Source organism: Streptococcus equi subsp. zooepidemicus (assembly GCF_015689395.1).
GTDB classification, from domain to species: domain Bacteria; phylum Bacillota; class Bacilli; order Lactobacillales; family Streptococcaceae; genus Streptococcus; species Streptococcus equi.
On sequence record NZ_CP065054.1, the window covers coordinates 1202671 to 1226151 of the forward strand.

The following is a 23481-nucleotide window of genomic DNA, read 5'->3' on the forward strand; positions in this document are numbered from 1 at the left end:
CCTCCACAATTTTTCTTTTTTGATAACACAATCATTAAAGGCTTTCACCAATAATACGAACCTCCGGCTCAAGCCTAACGCCAGATGCCTGCTCAACTGTCCTAATGACATGAGCAATTAAGTCCTCATAATCCTTGGCAGAGCCATCAGCAACATTAATCATAAAGCCTGCATGCTTTTTAGAGACCTCAACACCGCCAACACGATGCCCTTTTAGGTTAGCGTCCATAATCAACTGCCCTGCAAAATGCCCAGGAGGACGCTTAAAAACGGATCCACAAGAGGGAAACTCTAAGGGCTGCTTGAGCTGTCGAAGGTGGTTGAGGCGATTCATCTCCTGGCAAATACTGTCATGATTACCTGGTTTTAAAGCAAACTTAGCTGAAATCACGATGTCACCAGTTTCTTGAATGACAGAGTGACGATAGCCAAAGGCCATCTCTCTTGCTGAGATCTTTTTTATTTTCCCTTCTGGTGTCAAGACCTTGGCTGACAAAAAAATATGAGCAATCTCTCCACCATAAGCACCTGCATTCATAAAAACAGCACCCCCAATACTTCCAGGAATGCCACAAGCAAATTCAAAGCCTGTTAAGCTATGAAATTTGGCAACTTTTGTTGTTTCAATTAGGTTAGCACCTGCCTCTGCCTCTAAGGTATAGCCATTAAGGCGGACAGCGTTGAGCTTATCAAACATGATAACAAAGCCACGAATACCACCGTCTCGGACAATGAGATTACTAGCATTTCCAAGGACCATCCAAGGAATATGATTGCGATTGGCATAATCAACAATACGGGATAGTTCGTAATGATTTCTGGGAAAAGCCAAGAAATCTGCTGGACCGCCTACCTGGGTATAGGTGTAATGTTTTAAAGCTTCATTCTCTCGAATATCAATGCCTTCAAGTTCAGCTATCATAATCTTCTTCTTTCTTCAATCATTTCTTAATATAAGACAAAAAATCAGCAAAGAGTAGCACTATTATATCAAATTTTAGTAAAAATAACGACAGTTTAAGAAAACTTATTTGAATACTCATGTGACCACAAGGCTACATCTGATTGCTCTAAAGCATCAAGGTAAGACCTCAAGCTTTTCTGGCTACCAGGTAAGGTCACATCAGGTGCAATCTCTAATAAAGGAATCAAAACAAAGGCTCTTTGCGTCATATAGGGGTGAGGAATAACCAAGGTCTCTGATTGATACAACTCATCACCAAACAGCAAGAGGTCAATATCAATTGTCCTTGGGCCCCATTTTTCATGACGAACTCGTCCCAGAGCCTGCTCGATAGCCTGCGTAGCTGCCAAAAGAGCTTCTGATGTCAGCCTAGTATCTAGCTGGCAAGCCATATTCAAAAAGGCATTTTGATCTGTTTTTCCCCAGGCTGCAGTTTCGTAGATAGAGGATTGTCTCAGTAACTCAGTATCTGGTAGCTTAGATAGGGCAGCAACTGCTGCCTTTAGGTAGCCTGCTCTATCTCCCATATTCGTTCCCAAGCCTAAATAAACAAGTGTCATCTCTTTCTCTCCAATTCAATACCGACAGCTTGATAATGGCCTGCAATCGGTGGATTTTCTTTTTTAATAGCGATTTTAATCGCTTTAATAGGCAAAAACTGGGCAAATAGCTCTTGACAAATGGCACCAGCCAAACGTTCGATAAGCGTAAAGGTCTTTTCCTCAACGATTTGACGTACCGTTTCAAAAACTAAACCATAATGAACAGTATCCTCTAGGCAGTCTGAAAGAGAGGCAGCCATCAAGTCAACTGATAATTCTAAATCCACTACAAAAATTTGGCCTAAGACCTGCTCCTCCTCAAAGGCACCATGATAACCGTAAAAGCGACAGGCCTCTAATCTGATTTTATCCATCATTCCTCACCTTAATTGACTCAATACAGAGACAATATCCCTGTTAGCACCGACATTATGCACGCGCACCATTTGACAGCCCTTATTAATAGCGTAGGCTGATAGGGCGGCAGTAGCCCCGTCACGATCCTTGGCTTTAGTGCCGCCACCAAGTAGGGCGTCTACAACGCGCTTTCTGGAAATCCCAAAAAGAACAGGGTAGCCTAGCTGACAAACCTCACTCAGCCCCTTTAATAAGGCTATATTTTGCTCAACATTTTTAGCAAAGCCAAATCCTGGATCAAGCCAGATATGTTCTTTTTTGACACCTGCTTTGAGGGCTGCAGCTGCTCTAGCCTGTAAAAAGCTGCAAACCTCTTTTGTAACATCAGCATAAGCCTCTTTGGTTTGATTATGCATTAATATAATGGGAACGTCGTATTCGGCGGCTAGACTTAGCATTTGACCGTCATATAGTCCTGCCCAGACATCATTGAGCATATCTGCTCCTGCTTCAAGGGCCGCTCTAGCAGTTTCTGTCTTGTAGGTATCAATGCTGATAAGAACATCATACTGTTTTTTGATGGCCTTTATGACTGGAACAACACGTGCAATCTCTTCTTCTGCCGGCACAAATTGGAAGCCCGGTCGTGTTGACTCGCCTCCAATATCAATGACAGTCGCTCCTTCTGACAGCATTTTTTCGACCTGTGCCAATGCCTGATCGACACTAGTATAGGAGCCGCCATCTGAAAACGAATCCGGAGTCACATTTAAAATCCCCATAATAGCTGCCTTACCAGTAGCTGAATAATGTTCAATAGTCATAAATCCCCTAGCCCTCCATGATTAATTGCATAACCTCACGCCTGTCGTCTCTACTGTCCTTGTAAATCCCTCTGGCAGTTGTCGTAATGGTCTTACTGCCTGGCTTTTTGACACCTCGCATGGTCATGCACATATGCTCTGCTTCTACCATAACAAAAACCCCTTTGGGCTGCAAGGCGTCAACAAGAGCATTAGCAATCTGAGCTGTCAAGCGCTCTTGTAGCTGAGGTCTTTTGCTAGCCACCTCAACCGCCCTTGCCAGCTTACTCAAGCCTGTCACACGCCCATCACTAGGTAAATAAGCAATATGCGCCCTGCCATAAAATGGCACCAGATGGTGCTCACACATGGAATAAAAGCTAATATCCTTGACAATCACCAAATCGTCGTGATGCTCTGTAAAAACAGCTGTAAATTCATCCTTAGCGTCCTTTTCCAGCCCTGAGAGCATCTCTAGATACATCTTGGCAACACGCTTTGGGGTATCTCGTAGCCCTTCTCGGTTTGGATCCTCACCGATAGCCTCTAATAATTGATAGATAGCTGCCTCTGCTTTTTTTTGATTGATTGGCAATGGTTTTCCCCTTTTTAGTTGATTAATCTTGTTTGATGAGTTGATGTGAGAAAGCATTACTTGCTTAATACCTTTTTCCAATATTGTCTTACCTCTGAGATGAAGTAAAGAGAACCTGTAATCAAGAAAAAATCATCAGCTGCTGCTTGCTCAAGTCGGTCTAAGAATGCTCTAAAATCTGCTACTTTTTTGAGCCGATCCGGATAAGCTTCCAAGGGATAGGCATTGGGATAGTTAAAGCTTGTTACCTGCACATCTCCAAGACGCTCCAGACTCTGTAGCATATCTAAGACAGGCTTGGTATCAATGGCACCAAAAAGAATATGAACCTGCTTATCCTGATAGTCTGATGACATCACATCAATCAAAGCAGCAATGCTTTCATTATTATGAGCACCATCAATCATCAGGTTGGGCGCCAACAATTCTGTCCGTCCCAACCAAAAGCTGCTTGCTAAAGCCTCTCTAATAACAGATTCAGTTACCTTTGGGTACCGATCCTGTAATATCAAGCTTGTCATAATGGCCAAGCCTGCATTGGCTACCTGATGCTGACCAGGCATTGCAAGCACTAGATTAGAAAGCTGACCAAGCTGACTGTCAAATTGATAACTGCCTTCACCCTGTAGCATGTTGAACTGCCGGCGCCATTCCCAAACAGGCAGGCCAAGCTGCTCTGCTTTTTTTAGAAAAACCTGTCTAGCCTCTTTGTTATCAATAGCAAAAATAAGGTCTTCACTACCCTTTAGCACACCAGCTTTTTGATAGGCAATATCAGCATAGGTATCACCTAAAATATCTTGATGGTCAAGACCAATAGACGGACAAACCACAGCCATAGCTTGAAACACATTGGTGGAGTCATAAAGCCCTCCTAATCCTGCCTCGATAATAGCAATATCAACCGGATGATTCTCACCAAAATAAAGAAACATGATCAGAGTGATCAGCTCAAAGACCGTTGCAGAACCCAGGCTTGTCTCACTGACAAGGCGATCCGTTAGTGGACGAATACGATTAGCAGCCCTAACAAGGTCAGCCTCTGAGATCATCTCACCATTGAGACAGATACGCTCCTTAAAATCCATGATATAAGGCGAGGTAAAGGTCCCAACCTCATAGCCTGCTCTAGTAAAAATATGCTGTAGGTCATTTACTGTCGATCCTTTACCATTTGTGCCGACAACATGGATTCCTTTAATCCTATCCTGAGGATTGCCTAGCTGCTCAAGCACCCAACGCATGCGCTTTACACCTGGCTTGATCCCAAATCTTTCCTGACCATGAATCCAGTCTAATGTTTCTTGATAATTCATCACACACCTCACAAAGTCTATTCTAGTATAACATATCAAGAAAAAAGTGAAAGCCGATAAAACGATCAAGCCTCACTTTTTTGATGTATTTTATGACTAAGATTTAAGTCCATTTAGTGTAAAAAATAAGCCTACTAGCCTTTATAGCTGTGGTCAGCCTACCACACCAGTAACTTGCCAGTCTAGACAAGACATAGCCCTTGACGATCCAGCTCTAAAGACACTAACTGACCGGTTAGACCTAGCTGATCGATCGCGTCATAGATTGCCATTTTTCTCTCATTGGGGCACATAACCATAATAGCAGGCCCTGCACCGGATAAGTAGGTTGCATAAGCACCATTAGCTGCTGCAGCTCGCTTAATCGGCTGAAACTCTCTGACTAATCTCTGCCGGTAAATTTCGTGGAATTGGTCATTTTCAATCGCCCGACCGGCCTTTTTCAAATTACCGGTCAATAGCGCAGCTATAGCAAGATTAGCAACTGAGGAAGCAGCCACTGCCTGCTTATACGATAGCTGCTTGGGCAAGACATCTCTGGAATCAGAGGTTTTCAGCTCATAATCAGGAATAAAACAAACCAAAGAAAGGTCAGGAAAAGGCGCAATGATATAATCCACGTCCTTACCAATCTGTGAAGCAATCACCAATTGACCAAAAATCGCTGGAGCTACATTATCAGGGTGCCCCTCAATACGAGTTGCTATAGCTAATTTACGATCAGCTGTTAGGTTTAAATGCCCCAGCTGGTTGGCTAATTCAATACCAGCGACAATAACTGAGGAGGACGATCCCAAGCCACGTGCCAATGGAATATCAGAGGTCATCTTTAGACGATGCGCTGGAATATTTGGCGCTAACCTCAAGGCTGTTTGGATAAGTAAGTTGCTATCATCATTTGGAATATCACCCAAATCATGCTCAATAAACCATTGATCGCTTTCTTCTAAAATGTCAACTTCTAGGTATTTTGAAACAGCAATCCCCATTGAGTCAAATCCAGGCCCTAAATTAGCTGAGGTTGCAGGTACGCGTATTTTCATGTCAATCTCCTAAAATCTTAAATGTACTTAACATACGGAAATCCTGATGATCCTGTAATAGCGTTGTAAAACAAGCAAGCTCCTTTTTGCTCATCTCATGAGTAATCATCACAAAATCTAATCTGTCACTATCTATCTCATCTAATAACAGCTGCTCAACTCTAATGCCACAAACATCACATAGCCTTGTTAGCTCTAGTAGCTGACCAGCCTTATTAGCAGCCTGAATAGCAAAGTAATAGGGACTCACAATATCCTCAGGCTTAGCTAGTCTAGCTTCTGTAGCAAAACGATTAAAGACTGGGGCTGTATGATCACGTAAGGTGCAGGTAGCCTGAATCATATCTGCCACAACAGCTGTAGCTGTAGGCATTTGACCGGCACCAGGACCATAAAACATAGCCTGTCCAACCCCAATTGACTCGACATAAACAGCATTCATCACACCATCTACAGCAGCCAACGGGTGTGTCTTTGGTAAAAAGACTGGGGATACCTCTGCGTTAAGCCCAGAAGCCGTTTCTTCAAGCAGACCAACTAATTTGATTACATAACCCAGCTTCTGTGCTACTGTCACATCCTCAGGTCTAATCTTATCAATCCCTGAATAGCTAATAGCCTCAAAATCAATGGTCATTCCAAAAGCAAACTGACTTAGAATAGCAACCTTGTAAGCTGCGTCGATCCCTTTTACATCATTAGTCGGATCACTCTCAGCATAGCCCAGCTCCTGCGCTTTTTGCAGGGCCATTTCATAGGTCCAGCCCTCATCAATCATCTTGGTTAACATGAAATTAGTTGTTCCATTGAGCACACCGAGCACGCGCGTCAGCTTATCTGAGGTAAAGGAATCAGCCAAAGCTCTTAGTATTGGAATACCACCAGCAACAGCAGCCTCGTAGTACAAAGCCACCTGATGCTCAGCTGCCAAGGTCAAGAGATCTCCTCCGTACAAGGCTATCAAATCCTTATTAGCAGTCACAACAGGCTTTCCGGCTGATAGAGCGCGCGAAATAAAGGTCTTTGCAGGCTCGATACGACCCATTAATTCGACTACCATATCAATGCTCTCATCGTCAACAATATCATCAATGGAGGTCACAAATTGGTAGGAATAGCCTTGATCCAACAAACGCTTCTTAGCAGTCTCATCTCTAACCAGAACCTTTGCAATCACCAAATCATCACCTACCACTGAACAAATCTTGCTACTATTGTTCTCTAATAGCAAGGGAATGCCACTAGCAACAGTCCCAAAGCCTAATAATGCAATCTTAACTGACATTCTATCCTCCTTTTTTGACTGCCTTAAATACTCTGTCTTATTATAGCAAATCTTGGTCTTATTTTACAAAGCATAACACTAGTAGAATGTTAGCAAAAAATTAAGTTAACAAAAGACAGCTTGCTTAAAAAAATGTTACAATAGACTAATCAATAAACAAGGAGCAAGTGATGAACAACAGAAACAAACGGCGTAAAAAAAGAAAAATTTTCAAAATGATTAATCTCATGCTACTACTCGCCTGTATCATAGGCTTATCAGCTATTGTCTACCTTTACAAGAGCCATTCAAAGATAAGCATCTCTCAATTATCGCAGGCAATCCCCAAAATAAGCCTATTTTCAAAAACTGATAAAAAGCCAGCTCCTAAGCCCAGCAAAAAAGCAAATAATAAGAAAGCTAGCCATACAGATAGTCAGCAGCAAAAAGGAGCTGTCAGCTGGACCAAGCAGCAAGCCCCTGTTAAGCTTCCTATTTTAATGTATCATGCTATTCACGTTATGGCACCAGAAGAGGCAGCAAGTGCTAATCTCATCGTTGCTCCAGATCTTTTTGAAAGCCAGCTAAAGGCAATGAAGGAGGCCGGCTACTACTTTTTATCTCCTGAAGAAGCCTACCGGGTCTTATCAACTAACGAACTTCCTGCTGAAAAGGTTGTCTGGCTAACCTTTGATGATAGCATGGTTGATTTTTACAACGTTGCTTTTCCAATCCTGAAAAAGCATGGCATCAAGGCCACCAATAACGTCATCACTGGCTTTACAGAGGCAGGTAATGCAGCCAATCTTACATTAGACCAGATGAAGGAAATGAAGCAGGCAGGCATGTCTTTCCAAGATCATACGGTTAACCACCCTGATCTATCTCAGGCAAGCGCTGCTAGTCAAACCGCTGAAATGAAGGATTCTAAAGAATACCTAGATAGAGAGCTGCACCAAGATACGATTGCAATTGCCTATCCAGCAGGTCGCTATACTGATACCACATTAAAGATTGCTGAGGACCTGCATTACAAGTTAGGGGTCACAACAAATGAAGGACTAGCAAGTGCTGCTAATGGCCTGCTATCGCTTAATCGTATTCGAATACTACCAACTACAACAGCTGACATTCTAATGAACACTATAAGCCAATAGCCTGTATTAGCCTAGATGAGAAATTGGCTCAACTGCAGGCATTATCTTATCTAGCAGTCCCATACCTCTGACTAAAAGGCACCCAGCTAGCTTTACCAACTAGCTATCCTTAACTCTTCTTTGGAGCAATGCTTGTAGTTAGTTGAGTGATCATTTTAAGACAACATGAAAAGCTGACAAGACTAAAAAGACATGACAAGGCATTTAAAACAGCTGCTGTCATGTCTTTTTATATATCAATTGCTGATGCACTTGTCTTAGTCAGACCTTGATCAGCTACAGCTTAGTACAAAAGCCTAACCTAATTACTTTGAAATGCTCCAGTAGCATAATTGATGGTGTAGCCATTGGCGGTATTATAGACCATAACCTTTTCGTCAAGACCTCCGTCTGATGACAATGCTGAAACAACAACAGCTCTTGGAACCAGCTCATTTGCCTGATAAATTGGCAGTGCTTCGTAGTAGACAACTGCGCTTGTGTGCTGCTCAATCCACTGCTGCACCTTTTGCTCAATATAGCGCATACCGCCTCTCTGGTTTCTGCCGCCAACATTTTGTGTTCTTGTGCCAGTAATAGCATTGACACGTAAGGCTGCTCCACCAAGGCTATCTGCAATCAAATGACTACGATTCCAAAAATCTCCCTGATAGAATAAGCCATCTAGCCACTCAATAGTGTAGCGAACATTTCTAGGATTACCAATCCAGCCAGAAGGGTTCTGATTTTTAGCAAAGCGTTGCCGAACATTGTAATTCATCACGATATTATGATAAGTTATTGTTCCTCTTGCGACCTGTGTGCGGCCCAGCTCATCTAAAGGACTATATGACATCTTGCTAGGCTCTGGAAAGACAGCAGGATTAAGACGACTAGCTCCTAAAATACTGTAGTAATCAGGATAAGCATCAAATCTCCAAGCGTTAGCTACTGGTAAATAGTCACTGGCTCGATTTCCAGATCCAAAATCATTGGCATAAACAGCTTTTTCGGATTGGTTAAGAGTCGGAGTATCTACCACCGATACCAAGCTTAATGGCAATGCCAAACCTAAAAGGGCTAGCTTCATCAGCTTCTTAGAAAAATGGGTCATGCTTTGTTTGTTCATCTTATCCTCCTTTGATAAACTCTCTACAAGTCATAGTGTACAAGACACAGGGGGTATAACAACTTTATTAACTATATCATAACCTTTTTTGTATATTTTCTCAACTAAAACGACTTTTCGTTAAAAATATGCCATATTATTAAAAATGACATAAAAAATGGCCTTTTCCAATACTTGCCCTGAGCAGCTGCTTGAGAACTACAGCTTGTATCAAAAGACCTGACTAGCTTGTCAGTCTTAGCTTTTTCAAGGCTTTCAAATAGCTGATGTTACAGCTAGAGCTACAATTAATCACTGCCGCAGCAAAGGATTGTTAAGCTTATACTGCTTTGTCTACCTACTCATCAGGATAAGCATATAAACCCTAGGCAGGCAAAAAAATAGCCCAACATCAAGACTATTGACCTTCTAATGCTGAGCTGCTATTGATGATGGGCTTTACTAGCCCCTTTATGCAATTGCTTTATCAGTTCTTAAATGACCAAGGCAAATGCTAGCTATTTCCAAACCAGATCGCAATTTCTCGCTTGGCTGAATCTCTCGAATCCGAACCATGCACCACGTTGAAAATGCCGCCATCATTACCAGGGGCTTGAGCAAAATCACCACGAATAGTCCCTGGTAAAGCGTCCTTAGGATTGGTTACCCCCATCATGGTTCGCCAGGAAGAGACCACACGATTACCGGAGATAATGCCGATTAAAACAGGTCCGCTTGTCATATAAGCCTCTAGCTCTGGATAAAAGGGCTTATTGATTAAGGCGTCATAATGCTTGGCTAGCAATTCTGGAGTTGCTTGTCGCAATTCAAGCCTATCAAAGGTAAAGCCGCGACGTTCAATCCGACGCAAAATCTCTCCAACCAAGCCACGCTTGACACCATCAGGCTTAACCATAAAAAATGTTTGTTCCATAATTGACCTCTGTGCTTTTCTTTTATTATATCATGAAAGTATTTAGAACAAAAAGCAAAACCATGTTTGACAACAATCTCTTCCTTAGAAATAGCCTTGCTAGCAAGAAAAATACCAGTAGCTTATGGCATAGTCAGCTGATATATCAAGAGCTATAAGTCCCTGATTGTAGTGGTCAATCATTCGTACTTTTTGTTTGACCTTTACTGACCTTTTGGATATAATATTATCAGAAGGTGGGGGACAAGCCTGAGCAATAGACTCTATAAGACCTCTCTAAGATCTCCGTATGAGCCAACATCTATCACCTTCTACCTATACCAGTAGCTCATAATGACTGGTAAATATAATACAAGTGAGGTAATTGTATATGACAACTTATTATGGAAAAGACCCCTTTGGAAATATGGACGATATTTTTAATCAATTAATGGGAAACATTGGTGGCTATCGCAGTGAAAATCGGCGCTATCTTGTCAATGGACGTGAGATGACACCAGAGGAATTTCAGGAATACCGGAAAACCGGTAAGCTAGCTGCAGCTGAAGGACAAGACAAACAGGCTGGCAGCCTTAAAAAAGATGGCATTCTAACCAAGCTCGGAACAAACCTGACCGAAGAAGCTCGGCAAGGCAGGTTAGATCCTGTGATCGGACGAAACGATGAGATTCAAGCGACCGCAGAAATTCTAGCAAGACGAACCAAGAATAACCCTGTTCTTGTCGGTGACGCTGGTGTTGGTAAAACTGCTGTTGTCGAAGGCCTAGCCCAGGCTATTGTCAACGGTGATGTGCCAGCTGCCATCAAAAATAAAGAGATTATCTCAATTGATATTTCTGGCCTTGAGGCTGGCACACAGTATCGTGGCTCTTTTGAAGAAAACATTCAAAACATGGTTAAAGAGGTTAAGGAGGCTGGCAATATCATTCTCTTCTTTGACGAAATTCATCAAATTCTTGGTGCAGGGTCAGCTGGTTCAGATTCAGGCTCTAAGGGCTTGGCTGATATTCTAAAGCCAGCCCTCTCACGCGGTGAGTTGACCTTGATTGGTGCCACAACTCAAGATGAGTATCGCAATACTATTTTAAAAAATGCTGCCCTTGCTCGTCGTTTCAACGAGGTTAAGGTTAATGCTCCTTCAGCAGAGGATACCTTCCACATTTTGATGGGCATTCGCAACCTCTACGAGCAGCACCACAATGTGATCCTGCCAGATTCTGTCTTAAAAGCAGCTATTGATTATGCTATCCAATATATTCCACAACGAAGCCTGCCTGATAAAGCCATTGACCTTGTTGATATGACGGCTGCCCACCTAGCAGCTCAGCACCCTGTCACTGATCTAAAGTCACTTGAAGCAGAAATCGCTAAGCAAAAGGAGCTACAGGAAAAGGCTGTTGCAGCAGAAGACTTTGAAAAGGCCTTGACTGCTAAGACACGCATTGAGGAGCTCCAAAAGCAAATCAATCATCACAGTGAAGGGCAAAAGGTCACTGCCACCGTCAATGACATTGCAGAATCTGTTGAACGACTAACTGGTGTCCCAGTCTCAAATATGGGGGCTAATGATTTAGAAAGGCTCAAAGAAATCAGTAATCGTCTTAAAGGCCATGTTATCGGACAAGATGGTGCAGTTGAGGCTGTTGCTCGTGCGATTCGACGCAATAGAGCAGGCTTTGATGATGGCAATCGTCCAATTGGCTCCTTCCTTTTTGTTGGTCCGACTGGTGTCGGCAAGACCGAGCTGGCTAAGCAGTTAGCCCTTGATATGTTCGGCTCAAAGGACGCTATCATTCGCTTAGACATGTCTGAATATAGTGACCGCACAGCTGTTTCCAAATTAATCGGAACAACAGCTGGCTATGTTGGCTATGATGATAATCAAAATACCCTTACAGAACGTGTCCGTCGCAGTCCTTACTCTATCATCTTGCTTGATGAAATCGAAAAAGCAGACCCACAGGTCATTACACTGCTTCTTCAAGTGCTTGATGATGGGCGATTGACAGATGGACAAGGCAACACGATCAATTTCAAAAATACGGTTATCATCGCAACCTCTAATGCTGGTTTTGGCCATCAAGCAGGAGATAGTGCTGATCAAGAGCCTGCTATCATGGAGCGTATTGCACCTTACTTTAGACCAGAATTCTTGAATCGCTTCAACGGTGTCATCGAATTCAACCATTTAGCGAAAAAGGATCTACAAGAAATCGTTGCTTTAATGCTAGCAGAGGTGAACCAAACCCTTGCTAAAAAAGGGATTAGCCTTGAGGTGACTGATGATGTTAAAGAGCGTTTGATTGATCTGGGCTATGATCATGCGATGGGAGTTCGTCCACTTAGACGTGTCATCGAACAAGAAATTCGTGACCGTATTACTGACTACTACCTGGATCACCCGACTGCTAAGCACCTATTAGCAAGTCTTGATCAAGATACTATTACGATAAGTGAGAAGTAAGCCTCACACAAAAAAGAATCACAAGCTAAAAAGAGCCTGAAATGCTAGTAAAAGTCATTTCAGGCTCTTTTGTTTTTTTGAAGCTCAGGCACCAGCTCACACTGGCAATATACTATTGCTAGATTAAATAGGCTTTGTAAGCCCCTCAAGCCTTACTGGTGCTAGAGTGTGCTTGCTAAGCAAGCCTATTTACTTCTTTTTGTAGCGACTATCGCCTTTAAGTAGGGCAGCCGCCAAAAGAACAAGCATTCCGATCATTGTCACCCAAGCCTCTTTGAAGGCTCCTGTTTTTGGTAGCAGCTTAGTCTTATTGGTTGATAGCGTCACAGAAGGCTCAAGCCTTGAGTCAGCTGCTTTTGAGACAGTCGATTTGCCTGCTGGTTCTGATAAGGCTTTGCTCTGCTTTTCTAGTAGAAGCTGAGCTTCCCTTGCCGCGTCTCTGATTGCCATAAAAAGACCAACACGATGCTCTCTTGCCTGCTTGACATCACGAATAGGCAACCGACTTAGCGCCTTGGTCAATATATCCTTAATCGTAAGGCCTTCGTAATCTGCTAAGGACTCAATGGCCAAAGCATGGTAGCCCTCATTATCCTCATCAACATTTAAAATAGGGTTGCCATAATCATCAAGTTGCCCCTGACCAATCGTCTCACTCATGTCAAGCGCAAATAAAATATTCCCCTGGTCATCAGTATAAAGATTAACCCCAATATAATACTCTGGAATAGGTAGGGTTGTCTGAAGCTTGTAGACGCCTTGAGTCATTATTGCTTTAGAGATAGCACCTACTCCTTGGACAAGATCAATTAACAGGCTGAGCTCTTTTTCCAAGCGACTTACTTTTGGAGCAGTCATTGCGCTATTATTGTAATGCAGCTTGGCCTTGTCCAGCTTAGCCATCAACAGCTTAGCATTAGGTGTGTCTTGATGGTTAGACAGGGCTATGTCAGCAGATTTAATCAGCTGATCCAGTCTCACGCGCCCTAAGAAAAATCGTGACTCTGCAAGGAACCTAAGCTGATAACCTAACCGTACAGCGGATTCTTTTAGTAGCTGCTTACCTCTTGTGATGAGTGTTGTAAAATGAGCTGCTGCATCAGCACGTAGACTAGCTAGATCTAAGCGCTGCAGGTCCTCTAAAACTACTTGAACAGATGATTGATCCGCACTTAATAGGTCTGGATCCACAATAAAGCCATCCCCGTCAGCTAGCAGGTTTTTATTGTGGTTGGTGGTCCTTAGGATCACCTTGTCATCACTATTATGATCAAAGGCATTAAAGCTAATGCTAATGACAGTGTCTGGAACAGTCACTCCTTGAAGCCTATTAGCTTTAAAGGCTTCTGCTTCAATACGAATCAGATTATCTGGCAGCTTAAGCTCTCTCAAGTGATTGTCTGCAAAGGCTTGAACAGCGATGGTCTTAAGCCCTGCTAAGCTGCTCAAATCCACCTCCTCTAGAGTATTGCTTAAAAAAGCCATTTCTCCAATACTTGTTAGCTTATCTCCCATAAATACCACATGTTTAGCACCATTTTGCCTAAAGGCAGAAATGCCAATCACTTCGACCGATTCAGGGATAACAATAGCATAAATTCGATTGATATGAAAGGCCGCATCTCCAATGACCTTCAGCTTATCATTCAAGGCCAGAATCTCAATGCGATTATTCATAAAGGCTCCTTGACCAATCTCAACCAAGTCCTCGCTGGCCTCAAAGCTTTCTAGATTATTTGACTGAAAGGCAAAGGCACCAATCTTTTGAATGGTAGATGGTAACGTCACGCTTTCTAGATCGTATTTACGCAAGGTTTTATCATGAAAATTGACATTTCTAAAGGCATTATCTGCAATGGCTGTCAAGGGCTGACCCTGATAATTCTTAGGCAGAACCAAATGCTTATTGCGTTTGACCTTGCGCAACCCACTAGCTGAAAAACCGGTTATCGTCTGTCCAGTATAGGTAAAATCCTCTGCGAGCCACCTGCTGTAATCAATTGGTGGTTGTGGTGTTCTAGTCTGATCACTTGGATTGACAAGAACATTGGCACTGTGAAGTCTGTAAGGATTCTGACCACTTTTGGTTCGTAAAACAACATGATTACCGTATTCTTCATCGCCAGGGTTTCCTGTAAAAACGTCCTCTTCTAAGGCTTGAATGCTATCTGGGATAACAAGACTAATGAAAGCATTGTCTTGAAAGGCTGCTTCTTTTAGAACAGACAAGCCTTCTCCCTCAAAGACAAGTCCAGTGAGGCGATTGGACTTAAAGGCGCGTTCTCCCAGCTGCTTTAGAGCTTTTGGCAATACCAAAGTGCCTGCAATCCGATTATCAAAAAAGGCTTGATCTCCAATAGACTCTAGGCTTTTTGGCAGCTTAAGCTTAGATAAACTCATGTGAGCAAAGGCATAGTCTGAAATACTGAGTAAGCTATCAGGTAGACTGATTTCTTCTAGCTGTTTATTGTCATTAAAGGCATCTTGGCCGATAAAAAGATAGCCTTCAGGAATCACAAGCTTTTTAATCGCATAGGCACCAAAATCCTCTCCTTCAGTAAGGATATTCCTGCCTTCGACGTCCAGATGATTGATCTCGCCATGTTCACCTGCTCTGCCTGTATAATCAGCAATAGCTACTGATTTATTTGGAGTAAAGGCAAAGCTAGCAATCCTTGTCAACACTGTCTTGTCAGCACCTATCCTTGGTAGTATCAGGACAGGTGTCTTTGATAACTTAGCAAGGCCTGTCTTAGACAGCCCAACCAAGGTATCTCCCTTAGTAACAAAATCATCTGCTAGCCAAGGATTATCTAATCCCTGCTCAGGCTGTGCCTCTTCTACTTGTGCTGTCGCATGGTCAGTCGGTTTGGCAGATGTCTCCTTTTCTTTTTGAGGCTCTGCTGGCAGTGCTTCTTGCTTAGAGCTTGATGCTTTTGGCTCTTCTTTTTCAGCCTTAGTCTTAGACTCAGCATCACCAAATAACTCTGTCACTGTTGAGTCTATCTCTGTAGAGGCATTAGACTTGATATCGCTGACACCTTCTTCCTCATGAAACCAATCGCTCGATTCCTGAGCCTGCTTAACCGATATCTCCTGCTGCTCTAGAGCATGGACGGCTTGCGCCTGACTAGCTAGCGCTGCAAGAGCAAGGGATAGGGCAAGTATTTGAGGGCATTTTTTTATTGTCATAAAAAAACCTTTCTAAATATATTATAATACTCCTAGCGCTAGTGCTTGTAACCTAAAAAGCGACGCTATAGGTTAGGTACTGCTACTAATTGCTAGCACCATGAGTATTATAATAATGTTGGTCATCATAGTTATAATCAGGGGTAGCAAATAAGCTGTCTCTGACCTTTTTCTCATGTCTCCATATTATCCTGCTAAGCATTATATCATAAAAAACTCGTGTGTTATCATCATTTTTTAACAAACTGACATTTTTGAGCACAAGCGCATCATCAACAAATTGTTTTTTGTCATTTTTGTCAATAGAAAAAGCACCTCTCAGACCAGACACAAGTGCCTATCTAAAAGATACTTAAGTTTTTTATCATATGCTTATAAATACCCTAAAATGGTATCCCAAGACTCATCAATACCGATACGCTCAACAGATGAAAAAATAATAAATGCATCTGTTTGATCAAAGTTTAAGGACTTTTTAACCATAGACTCATGCTTATTCCAGCGACCACGAGGAACCTTGTCTGCCTTTGTAGCCACAATAATCACCGGAATCTCATAATACTTCAAAAACTCATACATCTGAATATCGTCCTGTGACGGCTCATGGCGAAAATCAACTAGACTAACAACTGCTCTGAGATTTTGTCGTGTGGTCAGGTACTCTTCGATCATCTTTCCCCATCTAGCCCGCTCTGCCTTAGATACCTTAGCATAGCCATAGCCAGGAACGTCAACAAGCCTCAGCTTATCATCGACGTTAAAAAAATTAAGCAGCTGAGTTTTACCAGGCTTGCTTGAGGTTCTAGCAAGGCTTTTACGTCCTAGTATAGTATTGATAAAGCTTGATTTTCCAACATTTGACCGACCTGCCAAAGCAATCTCAGGAAGGTCGTCTTGTGGGTAATGAGACTTATTTGCCGCACTAAGCAATATCGAAGCATTATGCGTGTTAAGGATTTGCTCTTCAGACATCATACCTCCTTAGGCTATCTCTAAAATAGGCTTTGATTGGCCCTCGACAGCTTCCTTAGTAATGCGTACCTTGGTTACTTCCTCTTGGCTTGGCACCTCAAACATGATATCCAGCATGGTTTCTTCGATAATAGACCTCAGACCACGCGCACCAGTCTTGCGCTCAATAGCCCTGCCTGCAATAGCTTCCAGAGCCCCCTTTTCAAACTCAAGCTCTACGCCATCATATGACAGCAAGGCTTGATATTGCTTCACAAGGGCATTTCTAGGCTCTGTTAAAATACGAATCAAATCCTCGGTATTAAGCTGCTCAAGCGCTGCCACAACAGGCAAGCGTCCAATAAATTCGGGAATCAGACCAAATTTTTGAATATCCTCAGCAATGATCTCCTGCATATAGGAGGCATTGTCATCAATCTTTCGACTATTTTGCCCAAAGCCAATGATCTTTTCCCCCAAGCGCTGCTTGACAATCTCTTCGATACCATCAAAGGCACCTCCGACAATAAACAAGATATTTTTGGTATCAATCTGTATCATCTCTTGGTTTGGGTGCTTACGACCACCTTGCGGTGGAACACTAGCAACCGTTCCCTCAATAATTTTTAGCAAGGCTTGTTGGACACCTTCTCCTGATACATCACGAGTAATGGAGACATTCTCACCTTTTTTAGCGATTTTATCAATTTCGTCAACATAAATAATGCCGCGCTCTGCACGCTCAACATTGTAATCAGCTGCTTGAATTAATTTCAGGAGGATATTTTCCACATCCTCTCCGACATAGCCTGCTTCAGTCAAAGAGGTTGCATCAGCAATAGCAAATGGAACATTAAGGCTCTTAGCCAGAGTCTGGGCTAAAAAGGTCTTACCTGAGCCTGTTGGTCCAATCATCAGAATGTTTGACTTTTGCAAATCCACATCATCATCGTCACGACTCTCAGTAAATGAAATCCTCTTGTAATGATTATAAACTGCAACTGATAAGGCTCTCTTAGCACGCTCCTGACCAATGACGTATTGGTTTAAAATATCAAGGAGCTCTTTTGGCTTTGGTACCTCAGTCAGATCAGCGAGAACCTCCTCTGCCAATTCTTCCTTGATGATTTCTTGTGATAAGGCAACACATTCGTTACAAATAAAGACGTTATTGCCTGCAATAATTTTTTTCACTTCGTCTTGGCTCTTGCCGCAAAACGAGCAATGAACCTTAATATCGTTACTACGATTTCCTGCCATGATTCCTCTATCTTTCTCTTTTCATTCTCTTAAGCTTAAAACAGTGTTCCATAAAAGGCATGTATGGTATTCACTAGGTTAGTAAAGGCATTTAATAAAAAAAGCAATCCTAAGCCATAGCGATTTTTTCTAAAGGCCGGTATGGCACATAAAACACAAATCGCACACAAAAAGGCCGTAAATACCCCAAAAATACTACGCTGCATAGACTATCATCTCCCTATATTAGCGATGTCTCAATACTGTAACAGTGAAATCGTAAGAATTGTTATCGTCCCTCGGGTACAACACAGAGGTCTCCTCTACAAAATCACTCAGCTCTAACCTAGGGCTGTAGGTATCACCCTCAAACCGGTGATGTACTACTGTTTTGATGATCGCATCAAAATGACCATCAAAGGCCTCTAAAACCTTGCTGCCACCAATCACATATAGGGTCTTATCCTGCGCATGATACCAATCCAAAGCCTCCTGCACACTGGTTATGGTCAAAGCGCCCTCCACATGGTAATGGCTGTTTTTGGTCATAACAAGCGTTTGACGATTTGGCAACAAGCGGCCCTTCATGCCCTCAAAGGTTACTCGTCCCATCAGGATAGCTTGATGCAGTGTCGTTTCCTTGAAATGCTGCAGCTCTTTTGGTAGGTACCAAGGAAGCTTGCCACACGTTCCGATAAGTCCTGCTTCATCCTCTGCCCAAATGGCAATAATCTTCTTTGTCATCACTAGCTTTCCTCAATATGAACTTCTTTTATTCTATCAAATTTCTTGGCAAAATGCTCAGAAAAAATCGTCTTTTTCGCTTAAATCGCTAAGTCAAAGGTAAGCTGAGGCTTCACTGGGTGATAATCCTGTAGCTCAAAATCCTCTGGTCTTATATCAAAAAAGGCTGTCCCATCAGGCACATGCAGCAAAAGCTTGGGTTGACAGGCTGCTGGCTGCCGCTCTAATAGCTCCTTAGCTTGCGCAAATTGGTTATCATAGATGTGCAAATTATTGACAAAATAAAAGAACTTACCAGCCTTCCAGCCAAAATGCTTGGCAATCATTAGCTGCAGGGCAACATATTGCATGGCATTGATATGATGAGCCACTAGCATATCATTTGAGCGCTGGGTCAGCGTGGCATCTAAATACAGCTCACCATCTACTCGCCTAACATCAAACATCACCTGAAAGGCACATGGCAGCAGTCCTTCTGATTCTTCAAAGGCTTCGTAATCCCACAGAGAAATCACATTTCGGCGGTTCCAAGGATTGTCCTCTAGCTGCTTGAGGATTTTTGAGATGATATCATGCTTTTTAACGATTGCACCGTAGCGCTGACCGATGGTTCTTGTCTGACCGACCTCCCACTCATTCCAATAGTGAACGTTGTATTTGTTTTCTAAAACATCAAGGCTGTTTGATTGGTCCTGATAAATCCAAAATAGCTCTTTAATAGCTGACTTGATAGGGATTGGTCTTAGGGTTGTAATAGGAAACTCTCCCTTAGACAAATCATACTCTGCAAAAGCACCTGTAATGTACTTGGAATTGGCTGTTTGACCATTTTTGTACCTTGGGCGAGCCTGCTCGCTAAAGACTCCCTCCTCCATAATTTTTTTGATATTAGCTTTAAAAATCTGATCTGCTTTTGTCATGGAAACCCCTTTCTGTAAGCACAGTTCATATTATTTTATCTAATTTCCTTCAAAAATACCAGAAGAAAGCGATATGCTGCTGTTTTTGGTTTGACAGGTAAAACTATCGTATTAAATCAGCTAATTTTCTAAGAAAATATGATAAAATGGATAGGACTATAAAATGGATAAAAGAAGGATATTTATGAACATCGGAATTGATAAAATTGGCTTTGCGACCAGTCAATACGTCTTAAAAATGGAAGACCTGGCGCTTGCCCGCAGCACTGACCCAGCAAAATTCAGCCAAGGCCTATTACTTGACGCTTTAAGCATTACACCTGTTACAGAGGATATTGTAACGCTTGCTGCCTCAGCTGCTGAGCCAATCCTTACCAAAGACGATAAAGCAAGCATTGACATGGTCATTTTAGCAACCGAATCCAGCGTTGATCAATCAAAGGCAGCCAGTGTTTACGTTCATCAGCTGCTTGATATTCAGCCCTTTGCACGCTCCTTTGAGATAAAGGAAGCCTGCTACAGCGCTACTGCTGCTTTAGATTATGCCAAATTACATGTTACTGCACACCCAGCCTCCAAGGTCTTGGTCATTGCTAGTGACATCGCCAAATACGGCATTGGATCAGCCGGAGAGCCAACACAAGGTGCTGGAAGTATTGCTATGCTAGTCACTGCTGATCCTCGTATTCTCCAGTTAAATCATGACAATGTCGCACAGACACGTGATGTGATGGATTTTTGGCGTCCAAATTACAGCTCAACACCATTTGTCAATGGTATTTATTCGACCAAGCAATACCTTGATTCCCTAAAAACAACCTGGGACAAATACCAAGAAAAAGAAGGTATTGAGCTATCAGACCTTGCTGCTGTTTGTTTTCATATCCCCTTTCCAAAGCTTGCTCTAAAGGGGCTTCATAAGATCATGACAAAATCACTAGCAGATGATCACAAAGAAAGGCTTTATGAAAACTTTCAAGCTTCTATTGCCTACAGCAAGCAAATCGGCAACATTTACACAGGCTCACTCTACCTCGGCTTATTATCACTTTTAGAGAATAGTCAGGTGCTAAGGGCTGGGGATAGGATTGGATTGTTTAGCTATGGCTCAGGAGCTGTTAGTGAGCTGTTTTCAGGGCAGCTTGTTGACGGTTACAAGGACATGCTACTGACTAATCGACAAGCCCTATTAGACCAACGTCAGGTGATTTCAGTGGCTGATTATGAAGCACTTTTTTATGAAGAGCCTAGACTAGACCAAGATGGCAATGCCAGCTTTTCACCATATCTAACTGGCAGGTTTGCCCTCAAAGAAATTAAGGAACACCAACGAATTTATCAAGATGATGACAAAAACTAAACCAAATTGGGCCGGCTTTTATAAAAAAAGCCTTGCAGAACGCATTCAACAGCTCGCAGATGACCAGCTGCTTGACCCGCAGCAGCAAAAGCTGTTAGAGACAGACCAACTCTTACCCATTGCTATTGCCAATCAAATGACCGAAAATGTCATCGGTCGACTGGCTCTGCCTTTTAGTCTAGCCCCTGATTTTCTGATCAATGGGCATACCTATCAGGTCCCCTTTGTGACTGAAGAGCCTTCTGTTGTTGCTGCTGCTTCCTTTGCTGCCAAAATCATCAAGCGATCAGGTGGCTTTCAGACTGAGGTACTCAGTCGTCAAATGCTTGGGCAGGTAGCTCTTTATGATGTTAAAGATGACGAGCAGGCTAGGCTGGCTATTCTAGCTAACGCAGATACATTGATTGATATTGCAAACAATGCCTACCCTTCTATTGTTAAGCGTGGTGGTGGTGCAAAGAGTCTTACTGTTGAGCGTAAGGAGGATTTTTTCATTGTCTATCTGAGCGTTGATACCCAAGAGGCTATGGGAGCCAACATCGTTAATACGATGATGGAGGCTTTAGTACCTGATTTGGAGGCCCTAAGCGGTGGTCAATGCTTAATGGCTATCCTCTCAAACTATGCAACAAAAGCTTTAGTTAGTGCTAAGTGTCAGGTTGACCTCAGATACCTAAGTCGACATAAGGAAGAAGCCCAGCAATTAGCCAAAAAAATAGAACTGGCAAGCAAACTAGCGCAGGTTGACCCTTACCGAGCAGCAACGCATAATAAGGGAATCTTTAATGGAATCGATGCGGTAGCTATAGCTACCGGAAATGACTGGAGAGCTATTGAGGCTGGAGCACATGCCTATGCCGCAAGGACTGGCTCTTATGGAGGGCTAAGTAGCTGGCACGTTGATTTATCTAAAAATAGCTTATGCGGAGAGCTAACACTGCCAATGCCCATTGCTAGTAAAGGAGGGTCGATCGGTCTCAACCCAACCGTCAGTGTTGCTCATAGCCTTTTAGAGCAACCAAATGCTAAGGTTCTCGCCCAAATCATCACTGCAGTTGGGCTGGCGCAAAATTTTGCGGCTCTAAAGGCTTTGACCTCAACTGGTATCCAGGCTGGTCACATGAAGCTGCAGGCCAAGTCTCTAGCTCTATTAGCAGGTGCTAGTGAGCAGGAGGTGCCTCAACTAGTTAAGGCTCTACTAAAGAATAAGCCAATGAACCTAGAAAAGGCAGGACAGCTCTTAACAGCCATACGATTAAGCCAATCATAGACTAAAAACACTTGGTAACAGCTTCAGTGGCAGCTACCAAGTGTTTTCATATCCTTTAAGTGTTAGTGTAAACATAAACTTAACCTCAGTCTCAGTAACCTGACCAAGGACTGATTTTCACTAGAAATTAGCGCTATACTATGTCATCTGTCCTATCATTTCATTCAGACATCTAAAAATCTTACGAGCCATAATCAGCTGAATTAGCTTGCAGCACCAAGCAGGCAGCTTCTTAACTCCTGTGATGATTTTCTAAGGAAAGTTAGCTCAGGGCTAAAAAGTCTTTAGCGGTTTGCCTGATAAAGCCTACCATATAATAAATAATCCACCTGACGCAAATCGCTCAAGGTTCGACAATCTAAAGCACACATGATGAGCTTAAGCTCCTTCTTCCAGCTATTGATCGTAGCGATGACCTGCTCAACTGGATAGGTCTCAACTAACTCCAATGCCACTCGCGATAGGCCCACAGCACGTGCCCCCAGCACCAAGCATTTAACCATATCTAAGGGGTGTCTGACACCACCTGAGGCTAAGATCTCCACTTCATCAACCAGACCTTTGGCGTTTAATAGACATTGCACTGTTGTCTGTCCCCAATCGTCTAGGTAAGAGCGATTACTTCCTCTTTGATTTTCGATGTAGGCAAAGGAGGTTCCTCCTCTTCCTGAAATATCAAAGGTTTTTACTCCCATATCACGTGCTATAGTGATGGTCTTAATATCCATACCAAAGCCAACCTCTTTTAAAATCAAAGGGACTGGAAGCTGCTTGGCATAGGCCGCTAAATGATCCTTCCAATACTTAAAGCTGCGCTCTCCCTCTGGCATTAACAGCTCCTGCATGGCATTCACATGTACCTGTAAAAACAAGGGCTTCATTTCCTCGACAGCTCTAATCCCTAGGTCAACAGCCTTATCAAGACCAATGTTGGTGGCCAACTGTAAATCTGGTGCTACACCTCGCAATTGAAAGGAAGTGTCCTCAGGATTTTTCAAGGCTGCACTGTAAGAGCCTGTCACCATTAAAATACCTGTAGCCGCAGCCACTTTGGCCAGCTTTTCATTGACTGCTTGGGCTTTCTTGCTGCCACCTGTCATCGCATTGATATAAAAAGGAAACTCAAAATCACAGCCAGCAAAATGGGTTGAGAGGTCAATATCAGCTAAATCATAGCTTGGCAGTGAACAATGAATCAGCTCCATGTCATCAAATGCATTGTAAGGAGAATGATAGCTCAAAGCATGTGTGATATGATCATCCTTACGATTAGTCATGT

The 23481-nt window shown here is 42.8% G+C and carries 21 protein-coding genes; 4 read left to right on the plus strand and 17 right to left on the minus strand.

The window, feature by feature from the left end:
- Nucleotides 1-34: 34 nt before the first annotated feature.
- The 8 genes from murB to I2432_RS05770 all read right to left on the minus strand — a co-directional run bounded on the left by murB (nucleotide 35) and on the right by I2432_RS05770 (nucleotide 6905).
- Entirely contained in the window at nucleotides 35-922 is an 888-nt protein-coding gene (gene murB / locus I2432_RS05735; protein WP_126436739.1) for a UDP-N-acetylmuramate dehydrogenase, read from the minus strand.
- A gap of 95 nt (nucleotides 923-1017) precedes the next feature.
- Nucleotides 1018-1524 carry a 2-amino-4-hydroxy-6-hydroxymethyldihydropteridine diphosphokinase gene (gene folK / locus I2432_RS05740; RefSeq protein ID WP_043053123.1) on the minus strand — a complete coding sequence of 169 codons (507 nt, stop codon included), beginning with the start codon at nucleotides 1522-1524 and terminating at the stop codon, nucleotides 1018-1020.
- Entirely contained in the window at nucleotides 1521-1880 is a 360-nt protein-coding gene (folB, locus tag I2432_RS05745; RefSeq protein ID WP_012677900.1) for a dihydroneopterin aldolase, read from the minus strand. The genes folK and folB overlap by 4 nt, the downstream gene beginning before the upstream one ends.
- Nucleotides 1881-1886: 6 nt before the next feature.
- A complete protein-coding gene (gene folP, locus I2432_RS05750) occupies nucleotides 1887-2687 on the minus strand; it encodes a dihydropteroate synthase (protein ID WP_043039002.1) in 801 nt (266 codons plus the stop codon).
- Between the two features lie 7 nt (nucleotides 2688-2694).
- A complete protein-coding gene (gene folE / locus I2432_RS05755; protein WP_111710584.1) occupies nucleotides 2695-3261 on the minus strand; it encodes a GTP cyclohydrolase I FolE in 567 nt (188 codons plus the stop codon).
- A 56-nt stretch (nucleotides 3262-3317) separates the two neighbouring features.
- Nucleotides 3318-4577 (minus strand): bifunctional folylpolyglutamate synthase/dihydrofolate synthase, encoded by a 1260-nt coding sequence (locus tag I2432_RS05760; protein ID WP_206158660.1) that lies wholly within the window; start codon nucleotides 4575-4577, stop codon nucleotides 3318-3320.
- Nucleotides 4578-4759: 182 nt separating this feature from the next.
- Nucleotides 4760-5620: a homoserine kinase gene (thrB, locus tag I2432_RS05765; RefSeq protein WP_037581040.1), complete on the minus strand. Its 861-nt coding sequence runs from the start codon at nucleotides 5618-5620 to the stop codon at nucleotides 4760-4762.
- A 1-nt stretch (nucleotide 5621) separates the two neighbouring features.
- Entirely contained in the window at nucleotides 5622-6905 is a 1284-nt protein-coding gene (locus tag I2432_RS05770) for a homoserine dehydrogenase (protein WP_206158661.1), read from the minus strand.
- Nucleotides 6906-7075: 170 nt separating this feature from the next.
- Between I2432_RS05770 and I2432_RS05775 the strand changes: the two genes are divergently transcribed.
- Entirely contained in the window at nucleotides 7076-8041 is a 966-nt protein-coding gene (locus tag I2432_RS05775) for a polysaccharide deacetylase family protein (RefSeq protein WP_206158662.1), read from the plus strand.
- A 301-nt stretch (nucleotides 8042-8342) separates the two neighbouring features.
- Here the strand turns inward: I2432_RS05775 and I2432_RS05780 are convergent, their stop codons facing one another.
- Both I2432_RS05780 and ndk read right to left on the minus strand, forming a co-directional pair.
- Nucleotides 8343-9149 (minus strand): DNA/RNA non-specific endonuclease, encoded by an 807-nt coding sequence (locus tag I2432_RS05780; protein ID WP_115250987.1) that lies wholly within the window; start codon nucleotides 9147-9149, stop codon nucleotides 8343-8345.
- A 493-nt stretch (nucleotides 9150-9642) separates the two neighbouring features.
- Nucleotides 9643-10062, minus strand: a complete 420-nt coding sequence (ndk, locus tag I2432_RS05785) for a nucleoside-diphosphate kinase (RefSeq protein ID WP_115250988.1) — start codon at nucleotides 10060-10062, stop codon at nucleotides 9643-9645.
- 370 nt (nucleotides 10063-10432) lie between these two features.
- On the opposite strand from ndk, the gene I2432_RS05790 reads away from it, so the two are divergent.
- A complete protein-coding gene (locus I2432_RS05790) occupies nucleotides 10433-12526 on the plus strand; it encodes an AAA family ATPase (RefSeq protein WP_206152509.1) in 2094 nt (697 codons plus the stop codon).
- Nucleotides 12527-12715: 189 nt separating this feature from the next.
- Here I2432_RS05790 and hupY read toward each other — a convergent pair whose 3' ends face one another.
- The 6 genes from hupY to I2432_RS05820 all read right to left on the minus strand — a co-directional run bounded on the left by hupY (nucleotide 12716) and on the right by I2432_RS05820 (nucleotide 19572).
- Complete coding sequence (gene hupY / locus I2432_RS05795) at nucleotides 12716-15718, minus strand: leucine-rich repeat adhesin HupY/LrrG (RefSeq protein WP_206152508.1); 3003 nt, start codon at nucleotides 15716-15718, stop codon at nucleotides 12716-12718.
- 372 nt (nucleotides 15719-16090) lie between these two features.
- The gene (gene yihA / locus I2432_RS05800) at nucleotides 16091-16690 is read right to left on the minus strand and encodes a ribosome biogenesis GTP-binding protein YihA/YsxC (RefSeq protein ID WP_126437219.1); all 600 of its coding nucleotides are present in this window, start codon (nucleotides 16688-16690) and stop codon (nucleotides 16091-16093) included.
- A gap of 9 nt (nucleotides 16691-16699) precedes the next feature.
- Nucleotides 16700-17929: an ATP-dependent Clp protease ATP-binding subunit ClpX gene (gene clpX / locus I2432_RS05805; RefSeq protein WP_206152507.1), complete on the minus strand. Its 1230-nt coding sequence runs from the start codon at nucleotides 17927-17929 to the stop codon at nucleotides 16700-16702.
- Nucleotides 17930-17964: 35 nt separating this feature from the next.
- The gene (locus tag I2432_RS05810; protein WP_012515696.1) at nucleotides 17965-18135 is read right to left on the minus strand and encodes a hypothetical protein; all 171 of its coding nucleotides are present in this window, start codon (nucleotides 18133-18135) and stop codon (nucleotides 17965-17967) included.
- 19 nt (nucleotides 18136-18154) lie between these two features.
- On the minus strand, nucleotides 18155-18652 hold the full coding sequence (locus tag I2432_RS05815; RefSeq protein WP_126436753.1) for a dihydrofolate reductase: 498 nt from the start codon (nucleotides 18650-18652) through the stop codon (nucleotides 18155-18157).
- Nucleotides 18653-18732: 80 nt separating this feature from the next.
- Complete coding sequence (locus I2432_RS05820) at nucleotides 18733-19572, minus strand: thymidylate synthase (RefSeq protein WP_037581013.1); 840 nt, start codon at nucleotides 19570-19572, stop codon at nucleotides 18733-18735.
- 184 nt (nucleotides 19573-19756) lie between these two features.
- Here I2432_RS05820 and I2432_RS05825 point away from each other — a divergent pair, with 184 nt between their 5' ends.
- Both I2432_RS05825 and I2432_RS05830 read left to right on the plus strand, forming a co-directional pair.
- Nucleotides 19757-20932, plus strand: coding sequence for a hydroxymethylglutaryl-CoA synthase (locus I2432_RS05825; protein ID WP_206152505.1), 1176 nt, complete (start codon nucleotides 19757-19759; stop codon nucleotides 20930-20932).
- A complete protein-coding gene (locus I2432_RS05830; RefSeq protein WP_206152557.1) occupies nucleotides 20919-22202 on the plus strand; it encodes a hydroxymethylglutaryl-CoA reductase, degradative in 1284 nt (427 codons plus the stop codon). The genes I2432_RS05825 and I2432_RS05830 overlap by 14 nt, the downstream gene beginning before the upstream one ends.
- Nucleotides 22203-22486: 284 nt before the next feature.
- On the opposite strand, the gene fni is transcribed toward I2432_RS05830, so the two are convergent.
- Nucleotides 22487-23479: a type 2 isopentenyl-diphosphate Delta-isomerase gene (gene fni / locus I2432_RS05835; RefSeq protein WP_206152504.1), complete on the minus strand. Its 993-nt coding sequence runs from the start codon at nucleotides 23477-23479 to the stop codon at nucleotides 22487-22489.
- Nucleotides 23480-23481: the final 2 nt, after the last annotated feature.